The organism is Spirulina subsalsa PCC 9445, from assembly GCF_000314005.1.
GTDB classification, from domain to species: Bacteria; Cyanobacteriota; Cyanobacteriia; order Cyanobacteriales; family Spirulinaceae; genus Spirulina_A; species Spirulina_A subsalsa.
The window spans coordinates 2,936,318-2,951,068 of record NZ_JH980292.1; the positions used below are offsets into that span (position 1 = coordinate 2,936,318).

A 14,751-nucleotide genomic window follows, 5' to 3' on the forward strand; every position below is an offset into this window, starting at 1 on the left:
CAAGGAGTGAATAACGAATTATGCACCGCATCGCTGCCACACCCGGAGGATGGAGTCCTGACACTGAGGGGGTGATTCTGATTGAACAAACCCCTGCCCCTATTATATTCCTTACCGCCGCCGATACAGATATTCAAACTTTGGGGGGGGCGATTGCTCATTTACCTGTAGGTTTTCCGGCAATCCGCGCTGTAAATATCCTGCAATTACAGCAACAATTGAGTATTGATCATTATGGGGAACAGGTGTTAAGTCAGGCCAAAGTGATCATTTTGCGCTTGTTAGGTGGACAATCCTATTGGTCTTATGGTTTGGAAGTGGTGCAAGATTGGGTTGAGCAAGAGGGGATTGAGTTATGGTTAATTCCGGGGGATGATCGTCCTGATCCGGAGTTAATGAGTCATTCTAGCGTATCTCTGGCAGATGTTAATCAACTCTGGAGTTATTTGTTAGCGGGTGGGGTGGATAATTTCGTGCAAGGTTTACAGTTTGTTGCGGATGTTTCTCTGGGAACAAACTATCAGCCTGATTTGCCAAAAACGGTCGAAAATGTGGGGATATATGCTCCTGTTTTGACTCACAATCATTTACCCAAGGTGGGGATTTTATTTTACCGTTCCCACTACCTCGCGGGGAATCTTGCCCCGATTGATGGATTGATTGAGGCTTTATCTCAACTGGAGTTATGTCCGGTAGCTGTATTTGTTTCCTCGTTACGAGATGAGTCGTTACATGGGAAATTATTGGGCTATTTGTCCGGGATTGAATTGTTATTGAATACTACTAGCTTTTCTCTGGCAAAAATGGGAGAAGCGGAACAGTTAGGGTTATGGAAACGCTTAAATGTTCCGGTGATGCAGGTGATTTTGAGTGGAGGAACGGAGGCACAATGGGAACAAAGTGATCAGGGATTAACGCCTCGGGATGTGGCCATGAATGTGGCACTGCCGGAGGTGGATGGACGGGTGATTACTCGGGCGATTTCGTTTAAGTCTGTGGCCAGTTGGAATGCTGATTTGGAAACGGATGTGGTGGTTTATCAGTCTCGATGCGATCGCCTGCAATTTGTCGCCCATTGTGCGAAACGTTGGGTAGACTTGAAACAAACCCCTCCCCAGAACCGCAAAATTGCCCTCATTTTAGCCAATTATCCCAACAAAGATGGTCGAATAGCCAATGGAGTGGGGTTAGATACTCCAGCCAGTTGTGTGGGCATTTTAAGGGCATTACAGGACGCTGGCTATGAGGTGGGGTGTCATCCCTTACCAACCTCTGGCGATGATCTCATTCAGCAACTGATTTCTTTTAGCACAAATGACCTCGAAAGTCAAGGGTTAAGACCGGTTCAACAAACCCTTTCTCGGGACGTTTATGAGGCTTATTTTGCCACCTTACCCCCATCAATACAAGGGGCTATTTTAGAACGGTGGGGGGCCATTCCCGACACTGATTTTTCCTTACCCGGTATCCAATGGGGCAATATTTTTGTGGGGATTCAACCCTCCCGAGGGTATGATTTAGACCCTAGTTTAAATTACCACGCCCCAGATTTAGAACCCACTCATCACTATTTAGCCTATTATTTTTGGCTGCGGGAGGTGTTCCAATCTCAGGCCATTGTTCATGTGGGGAAACATGGAAATTTAGAGTGGCTACCGGGGAAAAGTCTCGCCCTGTCAGAGACTTGTTATCCTGAAATTGCCCTAGGCACGATTCCCAATTTTTACCCCTTTATTGTCAACGATCCGGGGGAAGGTTCACAAGCTAAACGACGGGGACAAGCCATTATTTTAGACCATTTAACCCCTCCCCTGACTCGGGCAGAATTATATGGCCCCCTGCAACAATTAGAGGCCTTAATTGATGAATATTACGAAGCCCAAACTCTAGATCCTTCCCGCTTGAAGTTAATCGGCGATCGCATTACCCAATTAGTCCAGCAGGAAAATCTGGCGCAAGACTTGGGGATTGGGCAATTCAGCCCCGAGGATTTAGCTCAATTTCTCACCCTAGCCGATGGCTACCTCTGCGAATTAAAAGAAGCCCAAATCCGCGACGGACTGCATATTTTTGGACAATGCCCCCAAGGGGAACAACTGCGAGATTTAATGATTTCCATTGCCCGACATTCTAGCTTAGGCCGTAAGGGCTTAATTCCCGCCCTCGCCCAAGATTTGGGCTATGATTTCGACCCCTTCGCCGTTGAACCAACGGTCATTATTTACCACACCAATGGTAGCACAAAAGCGGGTAAAATAGTAGAAGAATTGGAACAAAAAGCCATTTTTTTGGTCGAGGAAATGCTGAATAATCCTCAGGCTCAATTCCCCGACTGGGTGGGGGAAAAAACCCAAATCGAACTAAACTGGATGGGAGGATTTCTTTACCCCAGTTTAAAAGAAACCGAGCAAGAAATTCAGAACTTACTGACTGGATTAAACGGCGAATATATCCCCAGTGGGGCATCAGGCGCCCCCACCCGAGGACGGCCGGAAGTATTACCCACCGGGCGTAACTTTTACTCCGTTGATATTCGGAGCATTCCCACCGAAACCGCTTGGGATGTCGGGCGAAAAGCGGCTGAATTAGTCATTGAACGTTACACCCAAGAAAATGGGGAATATCCCCAATCTTTAGCCCTTTCCGTGTGGGGAACATCTACCATGAGAACAGGGGGAGATGATATTGCTCAAGTGTTAGCATTATTAGGGGTGCGTCCAGTGTGGGATGGGTTATCCCGTCGGGTGGTAGACTTTGAAATCCTGCCCCTTTCCGTGTTAAATCGCCCTCGCGTCGATGTCACCTTACGGATTTCTGGCTTTTTCCGGGATGCCTTCCCCAATCTGATTGATCTGGTTTATCATGCGATCGCCGCCGTTGCCAACCTGTCCGAATCTCCAGAGGACAATCCCCTAGCCCATCAGGTGCAGCAGGAAACCCACTTTTGGCAAGAAAACGGCCTAGAAGTCGAACAGGCCCAAACTCGTGCCTTACATCGCATTTTCGGGTCAAAACCGGGAGCTTATGGAGCCGGATTGCAGGGGTTAATTGAATCTCAAAACTGGACGAGTGACGAAGACTTAGCCCGGGCTTATTTAAACTGGAGTAGTTACGCTTATTCGCCCCAAAAACTCGGCGATTCTGCTCCAGAAGCCTTTGCAAAACGACTGGCAAACTTACAGATTGTTCTGCACAATCAAGACAACCGAGAACATGATTTATTAGACTCCGATGATTACTACCAATTCCAAGGGGGATTAACAGCCGCCGTGCGGGCGATTACGGGGCAAAATCCTACAACGTATTTCGGTGATAATTCCCTGCCCAGTCATCCCAAAATTCGCCATTTAAAAGAAGAAATTGCCCGGGTGTATCGTTCCCGAGTGGTCAATCCCAAATGGATAGCGGGAGCCATGCGTCATGGCTATAAAGGGGCTTTTGAAATGGCCGCCACCGTCGATTATTTATTTGCCTATGATGCCACTGCCCAATGTGTAGAAGATTTTATGTATGAAGGGGTAGCCAAGGCTTATTTATTAGAGGAAAACGTTCAGGCTTTTATTCAGGCTAAAAACCCTTGGGCTTTACGGGATATGGCCGAACGTTTATTAGAAGCCAATCAACGGGGATTATGGCAATCTGCACCCGGAGAAGTATTGGAACAGTTGAAACTTTTGGCTAATCAAGCGGAGGGTGAGATTGAGTCCAATTTAGGTTTAACGTTTCAAGGGAATAGGGAACGGGGAACGGGGAATCGGGAATAGGGAATCGGGAATCTGTGTAGGGGCGCAATGCTTGCGCCCTAGGGAGTCGGGGGGAGGGGGAGAGAGGGAGACAAGGAATTAAGACTTATTACCTATTACCTCACCCCTGTTCCCTGTTCCCTGTTCCCCGTTCCCTAAAATAAAAGAGTTTTGGCTATTCCCCTGCCCCCCTGCTCCCTTGCTTCCCCCCTGTTCTCACAAACAGACTCATTCAGCCAGCCCCAGAGAGCAAAACCCGCCCTAAATACTGAGATAAGGTAAAGGCATCAACGCCCAATTCTGTACGCTCCCGGGCGGCTAAAATCCCCGCTTGGGCGTGCCACCAGGCCGCACCCGCTACCCGTTGCTCTAGAGGGCGTTCTAAGGCCGTGGTTTGGGCAATTAACCCCCCGATTAATCCCGTTAACACATCCCCACTCCCCCCTCTCGCCAGCGCTGGTGTACTCTCCCCAATCACCCATTGAGAACCGTGGGGGGCTGCAATACAAGTTCTCGCCCCTTTGAGCAAAACTATAGTACCACTTTGTTCTGCCGCTTGTTGCGTAGCACTTAAGGCATTTTGGGGAGGAATATCTGGAAACAAGCGCTTAAACTCGCCCAGATGGGGGGTGAGAATCGTCGGGGAAGTCCGTTGAGAAAGCATAGCTAGGGTATGGGATACCGCCAAGATATTTAAGCCATCAGCATCCAGAATCAGGGGGGATTGGGCGGCTAATACCCCTTGCACCGCGTTCTCCGCCTCCACACTCACGCCCGGACCACAGGCGATCGCGCTATAATCTTCTAAAGGGATATTGGGCAATTCTGCGATCGCACCCGTTTCCGTTTCCGGGCAATCCAAAATCAACGCCTCCGGTAACATACTAACCAAAATAGGCTTTAAAGAACTCGGAATGGCAATCGACAACATCCCCACTCCACTCGCCCTCGCCCCCAAACCACTCAACAGCGCCGCCCCCGCAAAGCGTTTAGACCCACAAATTAACAACAAATGCCCCTGTTTATACTTATGCGTCACCACCGGACGCGGCAACGGTAAACTCTCCACAAACACCTCTCGCGTCATCCGTTGAATCAGCACCGGATGGGGTAAAACCGCCTCAATATCCGCCCCCGGAATTCCAAACTCCACTAACTCCACCTCCCCCAAATGACCCAGCGCCGCATCCTGAAAACAGGCCATCTTCCACAGCCCCAAACACAGCGTCCGACTCGCCCGAATCGCCACCCCTAAAACCTCCCCCGTATCCGTATGAATCCCCGACGGTAAATCAATACTTAAAACAGGCTTTCCCCATTGATTAATCCGCTCAAACGTCGTCGCAATTTCCCCCCGTAATTCCCGAGTTAAACCAAAACCAAAAATCCCATCAATTAAAACATCACACTCATATAAACTCTCAATCTCCCGACTAATCGAAATCCCCAAACTTTGAACATACTTAAAATGACAATCCGTTAACTCTTTCTTCTTTTCAAACGGACAAAAACCTGCTATAATATAGCCCTTTAAATGTAACTCCCGCGCCACCACCAGCGCATCTCCCCCATTGTGTCCCGGCCCAATTAAAACCCCCACTTTGGGATAACGAGACAGAGGATAAAGCTCCACAAAACGCCTTGTAATTAACCCCGCCACCTTCTCCATCAAAGCCGGAACAGGCATCCCCGCTTCAAAAATTCGCCCCTCAATTTGGCGCATTTGGTCAGCCGTGACCATAATTGAATGAATATTCATAACATCTACTAAAAAAAACCATCCCCTTGTGGGTGGGGGAATTAACCACACTAGCGATTGTAAAATACTCGGGCATTCGTCAACCCTTCAGACTGTAAACGACTTTGCCAATATTGGGCTTCCTCCAAACGTCGAAAGAACCCCACCGCAATATGTAATCCTCGCGGTTGGTCACGAATCACCACAAAACGGTTTAAATCAACAATACGCCGCACATTTTGACAGAGACTTAAAACCTGTTCTTCCCCCGTCGGAATCACCACCAAATACCCCCGAGACGACAAATCCACCGTCGGGCTACTTCTGGAATCAGGACAGACCCGATAGGCGGGAGGAGTTGGCGGTACAACGACCGGAGGCAACACCCCAACAGGAGGCGGAAAACCTGCCCCCGTCTCATACACCACCCGGCTAAAATTCCTATCCTCCTCCAAAATCCTCACCCGTAACCCTTCCCGTTCCAACTCCCGCGTCCGATTCAAGGCATTATCCCCATAGGAAAAACGCCCCACTTGGATCATTTGATCTGATCGCAAAAACGCCTCTCGGTCTACCCGACGCGCCCTTTCCAACGACCAAGGCCCCTCATAGGGAACCTGCACCGAAAAGCGACTATTGGGGGATAAACGGGGCGGAAAATCAACATTATCGTAGGAATACCCCCCAAAAAATTGACTTTCCTCCACCACAGGCACAGACCCCGGAGATTGCTGGGGTATGGCCGGGGGAAAAAACGTAGGAATTTGAGCCAAAGTCGCCACCTGGAACGCCCCCCACCCCAAGAGGACTCCCGGCAAGAATCCAAGAGACTTAATCCATTGTGGCCATCTGAGACAGTTCTTCATACCCACCCTATAGACTGTGTTTCCAACAAATACGCCATAATAGTAAAGCGATTATTCTCATTTTAATTTTTTCTTCGCTTAGGTTGACTAACCGTTAACCCTTGTGTCCCGCATTCCCTAAACCTGTTATGAGCAAAGTAGTTGTCGGTTTATCGGGTGGTGTTGATAGTTCAACAGCCGCCGCCATCCTCCATCATCAAGGCCATCAAGTCGTTGGTTTAACCCTTTGGTTAATGAAAGGGAAAGGTCAATGCTGTTCCGAAGGCATGGTTGACGCGGCAATGATTTGTGAACAGTTAGAAGTCCCCCATCATGTGGTTGATAGTCGGGACTTGTTTCAAGAACATATTGTAGACTATCTGGTTTCGGGCTATGAATCGGGCGTTACACCCTTACCTTGTTCTCAATGTAATCGCACGGTCAAATTTGGTCCGATGTTGAATTATGCCCAAGCTGAGTTAGGAATTGATTACATTGCCACAGGCCACTATGCGCGCATTCGCTACGATGAAGCCAGTGGGCGTTATCAGTTGCTTTGTGCGGTGGATAAACACAAAGATCAGTCTTATTTTTTGTATGATCTCTGTCAAGAGTTTTTAGCTCATACTTTGTTTCCTTTGGGGGAAATGACTAAGGAAGAAACCCGGAAAATTGCCGCTCAATATAATCTAAAAACGGCCGATAAACCGGAAAGTCAGGATTTATGTTTGGTGGAGTCTCATGGCTCCATGCGGGATTTTTTAGACCGTTATATTGACCGCAAAATGGGAGATATCGTCAACAAAGAGGGTAAGGTTTTAGGACAACACCAAGGCATTCACCACTACACCATCGGACAACGGAAAGGGATTGGGATTGCTGCGCCAGAACCCTTGTATGTGATGGCTTTGGACCCGGTGATGAATCGGGTTGTGGTGGGCAGTCGGGAAGATGCCACCCAACCGGATTGTACGGTACAACGGCTCAATTGGCTGTCGATTCCGGCTCCGGAAACTCCCATCCGTTGTCAAGCGCGGGTTCGTTATCGCACTCCTCCGGTTCCTGTTGATGTGATTCCTTTAGGGGATGGTCGGGTTAAGGTGGTGTTTGATGAACCTCAGTTTGGGATTACTCCCGGACAAGCGGCGGTTTTTTATGATGGGGAATTGTTGTTAGGAGGGGGAATTATTGAACGGTCTGTGTGACTTGCTGACAGAAAAACAAAAATAACATCGAGCGAGAGTTAGCTATATTTTTCAAAGCATGGAGGCTTCAAATGGATTGTTATTTCGGTTTGAGTCTTGACTTTTGACTTGACAGGTGATATCCTTGACAATGGGAGTGGTTGCGTTTTTGAAAATGCTGCAACCACTCCAATTATGAAACATTTTTTCTAAAATAATCCTCTCAAAATACCTGCTCCCTGTCTAGCAAAATTTACATTTTTTAATATTTTTTTTTATAATCTTAGACTTCGCGGCCATCGTTCGCGTAGGGTAGCAAGCAAAGTCTAGATGCAGTAACCGGAATCGGGAGTTGATTAGTATTACCTATTACCTATTCCCTATTACCTATTCCCTTGTTGAGTCTAGCATCTAGTTTTCTCACCTAAAAACTCGTCGTTTAATCCCTACGCTTGCTAATACAATGAATAGCATTCCTAAGAGAGACGTGGGTTCAGGAACGGAGGTCGGATCTTTAATTACCCGAGCGACTAAAAAGGCGGAAGAGGCTTTATATTCTTCGGTAATGAAGGAAGAAACGGGCGCAAATCCGGTCATCGTGCTGCTAAATCCTAACAATTCCAAAGTATATTTAAACCCATCCTTATTAAGTGTCGTGCTGCTAAAAGGATTGGTGAAATCAATTTTATCATCACAAGGGGTGCTACTGATTTGAAAAGCTGGACAGAGGCCAGCAACATTGGGCGTTTCATCAATCGTAAAGGTGTAGTTAAAAGCATAATTCACCCCATCAATCGCCATTGAAAGTAACAAATCGACTTCAGAGGCTGCCGTTCCACCCCACACCGGAAAGTTAAAATGGGTCAGTTCTCCTAAAACAAAATTGCTCCCACTACTAATTAAACCTAAACTGGCAGTCGTCTGAAAACCTAACCCACTTTGACCGCTAAGAGTTGCGGGATCTCCCCAGCGAACTTGGTCTGTTCCGAGTCCGTTAAAAACACTGGTGCCTTGAAGATTAGCCCAAGTTCCAGTAATGTTGTCAATGGTAAAAGAAGCCGCTTGAAGAGCCGGGGCAAGAGCAATCGTTAGGGCAGCCGTCCCCGATAAAATGCTAAATGACTTAGCACCTTTTGAGAGTTGAACCATCGTGAGTTTTTTCCTCCTAAAATCGTTTTTTCGGGTCAAATAACACTAATTCTGGCACGACTTACCAAGGACTGCCAATTAGTGTAAAGGAACTCCAATAGTAAGGATGAGTGAGGTTCGCATCCCCTAAAGTGGCTAACTCTGGACTGAGGGGGAAACGAGTGTCACCCATAATTAACTCTCCGGCCTCAACTCGGGCTTCACCGCGTAACATGGCGAGTTGTGCTTGTTGTAGGGCTTCGGTTTTGGTTGATTGTTCTTGGAGAGCCTGATAAAAACTAGCCATTAAGGTGGCAGTTCCTTGATCACTCACATACCAAAGACTCCCTAAAGCGGTTCTAGCCCCTGATGCGACGGCGAGGCCAGCGAAACCTAATTCCGCATTGCGATCGCCCAGTGCCGTCTGACAAGCACTCAACACCAGCAAATCCACCGGAGGACGGTGTAATCCCAACTCTCGCAAATTGGGTAACGGCACCTTGCCATGATGTAACGCTAAATAGGACTCCGTAATCCGCCCCGGTTTAAACGCCCCATGTGTCCCCAAATGCACAATACCATAAGGCCGTTGAGCGCGAGTCGCCCGCAAATTTTCCACCGTGAACTGTTCATTGAGAAACTTAGACCCCTGCCATAACTTTTGGGTGATTAACTCCAACTCAAAAGGCACCCCCGGAAGTGGGAGTAACTCCACCTCCTCATCCCTGAGATTAAACTCAGATGCTCCCATCGCTAACACTTGGGTACCGCGCAAATCCCGATAGGTCGTATCCGTGAGCGCTAAACTGGGCATCATCCCTAGACTAAACCGCTCAATCAGGAACTGGTTGCCATCATGGAGAGCGGCAATAGGGAGCGATCGCAATCCCCCATCCATCACAAAAGCAATATTATCAATCTCCCGCGCCTCTAACTCCCGTTCCAACGGAGCAATCACCCACTGATATAACTGTTGGGCAGGTTCCATAAAAGCCCTCGGACGGCGAGCATTCGTCACCGTGCGGCGCAAGTGATCCGCCTGTTCCATCACCTGACCTCGCGTCACCCCAAACACCGTCCGAATAATTGGGCGACCTTGAGGCGTAATCAGAACCAGCCTCAACTCATCACTCTCCGACCCAAAAGGACTCTCCTGTTGATTTTGTGCCAAATCCCAAAATAGAGGATTCGCCGAGGCAAAAAGACGCTCCTCAGACAAATCCGGCGGGAATAAATTCGCCACCGAAGCCCCAAAACTCACATAAACCAAAGCCGGAGTAATATCAGCTTGACGCGCAATATTCGTTAAAACATCCTGAGCTTCCCCTAGTGTCACTTCAGGCACATCTTCAATCAACCCCTCAAAATACTCCTCAAACTCCGACGTAAAGCTACTATCGAGTTCCTCTTGAACCGTATCCAAAACCGAAGAACCATCCCCCATCACCTCATCAAAACTCTCCCCCTCCTCAAACCAATCATCCCCCTGTTCATCCCCCAACAACAGATCCTCACAGCCCACACAATCGCGGAAATCAAACGCTCCAGAGTCTTCTGGAACAGGGGCTTCCCCATCGGGGGGAGGTGTTGGAGAGCCTGGGGGAGGTGTTGGGGAGCCTGGGGGAGGTGTTGGGGAACCCGGAGGAGGCGGCAAGACCCCCAAAATATTACTCGACCCGAAAGCCACCCCATCACTGGCATTGAGACGAAATAAAATCAACTCACCCGATGCCGTCGAGAACGGCGTAAACTCCACCGCATCCCCCGGAGACAAAACCACCGAATCGCCAGTCACCGGAATTCCATTGACCCTTAACGTCCCTTGATCACTAAAATTACTCAACGTAATGCTAGTAATCAAATCACCATTCACATCACTAATTTGACCCAAGAGTTGAGTATAGCCAAAAGAAACCGACTGGCCTGATGTCAGGGGAACGCTGAGAGGTTGCACCGTCGGGGGACTATTCACTGAAGTAATCGTCACTTGAGGGTGAGGATTCACCGCTCCCCCACTTGGCAGCACTGGATAAGACCCCGAATTCACCTCTATGTCGGGAGAATCCCTCAAGAGAATACCGGACGCTAATCCATTGACTGTGGCATCATTCAGCACAAACGGCGCATTAGTTGACCCTCCATCATGGGTAATACTCACCGTAGAGCCTGCATCCGTTTCAATTGTATAATCAACCCCCACTCCTGTTCCCCGTACTGTCCCATTCGCCGCAATCGTCACGTTTCCTAATGCGTCAATGGAATTAAAGAGAATATTCCCGCCAAAAGAGCGGCTTTGTGTCGTCGTCAGCGTAACATCTCCCCCGTCATTAAAAGACAAATTTCCTAAAGTAATTTCTGCCCCTTCAATCGTGAGATCCGTTCCCACAAAATTCAAAGACTGGGACGGATCCATACTAAACACCCCATTCCCATCTCGATCCGCATCCGCACGGATAATTAAATTAGTCACACTACTGGTAAAACTTAGGGAAATCCCCGGGTCAACCGTGATGTCATTGGTCGCTTCTAAAATAACCGTGCCGAAGAACAGATCAGTTAGTGCCGTTGCGCTAATGGTAAACGTTGCCCCCGGCGAATCCCCCGCTAAAATTTGACCATCTGCTATTTCACCATCATTAGCTCCATCAAAGGCAACAATCCGAATATTCTCAGGATCCAGTAACAGTGTCCCCGCCAATCCATGAGCGGCCGTTAAATCGACCTTACCCCGGAACACTAAATCCTGTTTTCCCGACACCTCCACAAAACCCCCATCTCCTCCCTCGGCTCCCCCTCTCACCGTAATTTCCCCATAAAACCCGGTGAAATCATCCGCCCACAAAATCACCTTTCCCCCGTCTCCCGTAGTCAGCGCATCGGCACTAATCCGGGAATTCCCATTAACCAACGTCCGCCAAGCATTGGGAATCGTACCTTGTCCTCGATAATCTCCCCCCAAGAAAACATTCCCTCCTCCTAAGTCTCCCGAGGCGTTAATCGTGCCGTTAAATACCCCCACAATCGCCCCTAAACCGTAGATATTGCCCCCTGTAACCCCTGCCACAGACAATTCTCCCCCAAGGATAGTCAGGCCCGGTGTGCTAGGCAATAGGGTTGCTGTGGCGTTGAGGGTGACTTGATTATCCTGTACTGTTAACCCCGTTTCCACCGAGGCCCCGGTGAGTAGTTGGGGTAAATCTAAAGGGGTGATGGGTAAAATCTGGCCGTCACTGTTGCGGGGAGGGGTGATTTCTAAGCTTAACAGGTGTCCGGGTTGGGAGAGGGTGACAACACCTTGCTCTGGCACGGCACTAATGATAATGCTCCCTGCGGGGGCGCTTAATCCACCTGTGTTGATGACTTGTCCGCCTAAGAGGGTGAGGGTTTGTCCGGGATTGAGGGCTAATTCCCCTGCGTTGATAATACTGCCATTTGGGTTTAAATCAAAAGCAAATTGAAAGGGAGTTCCGGTTAAGTTGCTGTAGTCATTTTCACCCCAAGCATTGAACCAGTTATTATTACCAAATCCAATTCCTGTAGCGGTGGTGGCGAAAAAGTCTCCCGGAACGTTGAGTTGTGCTTGTGGACCAAAAATAATCCCGGCCGGGTTCATTAGGTACAAGTTGGCGTTACTACCTGTCACTTGCAGCAGGCCGTTAATCACGGAAGGATCTCCCCCAACGATGCGGCCAAGAATGTTCTGGTGTTGGGAATTACTCAGAAAGTCGGCGATTTGTTGGGAGTTGAGGCCAAATTGTTGGAAGCTGTGAAAGAGGTTTTTTCCATCTGAGGAAGGAGTGCCGCCTGTGATTTGGATCTGATTGCCGTTAGGGGTGATGAGGGTGCCGGTGCCGTCGTTGGCGGGGGTGATGGTTTGGGCAAAAAGGGGTTTTTGTTGGGGCAAATACATTAATAAGTTGACAAAAATTAACATTAATGGTATGTAAGAATTTCCCAACGAGTATCTAGAATTCTCTTTTTGAGATGTTGTATGGGTGCAGAATTTAAGCCAAGAAAATAACCAAGTCATTGGTATTTAGTCTCTCAATTAAGGTACAATGGATGTTGTAACTGCTAACAGTATTTAGTGATGAATGTTACCTGAATTAATTCTCTATTTTTTGCTATTTTTAAACAAAAAATAGAGTTTTGCACCGCAACTAAATCGCAGTATTATAATAGGAATAAACAGGTATAAACTGGAGCATGATGAGTGAATCTATGATGACTCAATCAATTGAGACAAAGCCTTTACCTGATCATACCCAGCTTCCTGATAAAGACGGCAATTTTGCGAAAAATTTCCAAGAGCATCCCCAAAGTATTATTCTCACGGATTCCCTCGGTCCGGTTTTGCAAGCTATTCATCCCGATGGACAATATACTATCGGGCAAGATAGCGGCATCTATTGGCGACAAACTGACCCACCGGAAAGAGGTTCAGAAGCTCCTGACTGGTTTTATGTTCCCAATGTCCCGCCTTTACTAAACGGTCAATTTCGCCGTTCTTATGTCCTTTGGCAAGAACATATTGCCCCCCTTGTGGCGATTGAATTTGCCAGTGGTAATGGGGCGGAAGAACGGGATAATACTCCCCTCTCTCGGACCAATCGAGATGTCATTAAACCGGGTAAGTTTTGGGTTTATGAGCAAGTGATGCGCATTCCCTATTATGGCATTTTTATTATGAGTCTGGGAACGTTGGAGGTTTATCACTGGAATAATGGTCACTATCAAGCTGTTACTCCTAATGAGCGGGGACATTATCTTGATCGTCGGAAGAAGACCCTCGATTTTATCGACGGGATGAATGACGACATATTACAACAGCATACCCCAAATTGTAAAATCCTGCTATAATCTTACTAGCAATGAGCAAGAATTGAATGCTTAACCTTACTTACAACTATAAGATAATTCCAACCAAAGAGCAGACAGAGAAGATCGAATTAAATTTAACTGTCTGCCAATCTGTTTGGAACTATGCTTTAGCCCAAAGAAAGCTTTGGTATAACAGTCGTAGTTGTCAGGTCAACGCTTGCTCTATTCGTTCTGAATATATTGTTGCTCCCTTTGAATATCCTAACTACCCTACTCAATCTGCCAATTTAACCCAAGCTAAAAAGACTAACGATTTCCTTAAGTCTGGTAATGCCCAAGCGATGCAGCAAACATTGCGGAAATTAGATCGGGCGTTTAACGACATGAAAAGCAAGGGACTAGGTTTTCCTCGCTTCAAAAGGAACATGAAGTCTTTTAATTTAGTTAGTAGCAGAATTGAAGTCAATGGTAACAAGCTAAAGATGCCTCTATTGGGGGAAGTTAAGTTTGTCAAGTCACGGGATATTCCAGAGGGTTTTAAGATCAAACAAGTTCAAGTAATCAAGAAAGCATCGGGTTACTATGTCAACTTAGCAATTGAGCTTGATGTTAATATCCCAACCCCAATACCTCATGGTCACGCTTTGGGGATTGATGTTGGGATTCAAAGTATGCTGGCAACTTCCGACGGTTTGATTCTTCCTAGACCGAAGTTTTTAGATAAAGCACTGCGTAAGATTAAATTACTACAAAGAAGGCTTAAAAATAAAAACAAAGGGTCTAATAAATGGCAGAAACTACAGCATCGGATCGCTCTATTACATGAGGCCGTAGCCAACAGAAGAAAGGATTACCACTTCAAGTTAGCCCATCAACTCTGTGATGGAGTCGGGATGGTATTTGTTGAAGATATTAACTTCACAGCTTGGAGTAGAGGACTATTCTGTAAGCAGTCTCTAGATATAGGTTTAGGTCAATTCTTTACTATCTTGCAATATGTTTGCTCTCAAACGGATACATATTTTGCCAAGGTCAATCCAGACTATACCTCTCAAGTTTGTCCTGAATGTGGAACCCATACAGGTCAGAAAGAACTCTCTCAAAGGGTTCACTCTTGCTCTGAATGTGGCTACACCGTGGATCGGGATGTTCCTGCTTCAATGATAGTAAAACAGCGTGGATTAACTGCGGTCGGTGCGCCCGTGGTCAAACAGCCCAGTCATGGCGTTCTGTCGGGGACTTCGGTCTAGATAAGAGTCTATATGGGAATCCCTCGCTTTCAGCGATGGGAG

7 protein-coding genes and 1 pseudogene are annotated in these 14,751 nt (G+C 47.5%); 4 read left to right on the forward strand and 4 right to left on the reverse strand.

Annotation, left to right across the window (positions count from 1 at the left end; all coding sequences use genetic code 11):
* Window positions 1–20: 20 nt before the first annotated feature.
* Entirely contained in the window at window positions 21–3,764 is a 3,744-nt protein-coding gene (gene cobN / locus SPI9445_RS0113410; protein WP_017305270.1) for a cobaltochelatase subunit CobN, read from the forward strand.
* A 211-nt stretch (window positions 3,765–3,975) separates the two neighbouring features.
* Here the strand turns inward: cobN and SPI9445_RS0113415 are convergent, their stop codons facing one another.
* Window positions 3,976–5,502 carry a bifunctional ADP-dependent NAD(P)H-hydrate dehydratase/NAD(P)H-hydrate epimerase gene (locus SPI9445_RS0113415; protein ID WP_033374723.1) on the reverse strand — a complete coding sequence of 509 codons (1,527 nt, stop codon included), beginning with the start codon at window positions 5,500–5,502 and terminating at the stop codon, window positions 3,976–3,978.
* Between the two features lie 50 nt (window positions 5,503–5,552).
* Entirely contained in the window at window positions 5,553–6,347 is a 795-nt protein-coding gene (locus SPI9445_RS0113420; protein WP_164674524.1) for a hypothetical protein, read from the reverse strand.
* Between the two features lie 128 nt (window positions 6,348–6,475).
* On the opposite strand from SPI9445_RS0113420, the gene mnmA reads away from it, so the two are divergent.
* Window positions 6,476–7,531, forward strand: coding sequence for a tRNA 2-thiouridine(34) synthase MnmA (gene mnmA / locus SPI9445_RS0113425; RefSeq protein WP_017305273.1), 1,056 nt, complete (start codon window positions 6,476–6,478; stop codon window positions 7,529–7,531).
* A gap of 399 nt (window positions 7,532–7,930) precedes the next feature.
* On the opposite strand, the gene SPI9445_RS0113430 is transcribed toward mnmA, so the two are convergent.
* Both SPI9445_RS0113430 and SPI9445_RS27650 read right to left on the reverse strand, forming a co-directional pair.
* The gene (locus tag SPI9445_RS0113430) at window positions 7,931–8,659 is read right to left on the reverse strand and encodes a THxN family PEP-CTERM protein (protein WP_017305274.1); all 729 of its coding nucleotides are present in this window, start codon (window positions 8,657–8,659) and stop codon (window positions 7,931–7,933) included.
* A 61-nt stretch (window positions 8,660–8,720) separates the two neighbouring features.
* Window positions 8,721–12,572, reverse strand: coding sequence for a CHAT domain-containing protein (locus SPI9445_RS27650; RefSeq protein WP_017305275.1), 3,852 nt, complete (start codon window positions 12,570–12,572; stop codon window positions 8,721–8,723).
* Between the two features lie 290 nt (window positions 12,573–12,862).
* Between SPI9445_RS27650 and SPI9445_RS25540 the strand changes: the two are divergent.
* Together SPI9445_RS25540 and SPI9445_RS0113445 are read left to right on the forward strand one after the other, a co-directional pair.
* A pseudogene (locus tag SPI9445_RS25540) lies at window positions 12,863–13,405 on the forward strand (Uma2 family endonuclease); the annotation flags it as partial.
* Between the two features lie 119 nt (window positions 13,406–13,524).
* A complete protein-coding gene (locus SPI9445_RS0113445) occupies window positions 13,525–14,709 on the forward strand; it encodes an RNA-guided endonuclease InsQ/TnpB family protein (protein ID WP_017305277.1) in 1,185 nt (394 codons plus the stop codon).
* Window positions 14,710–14,751: the final 42 nt, after the last annotated feature.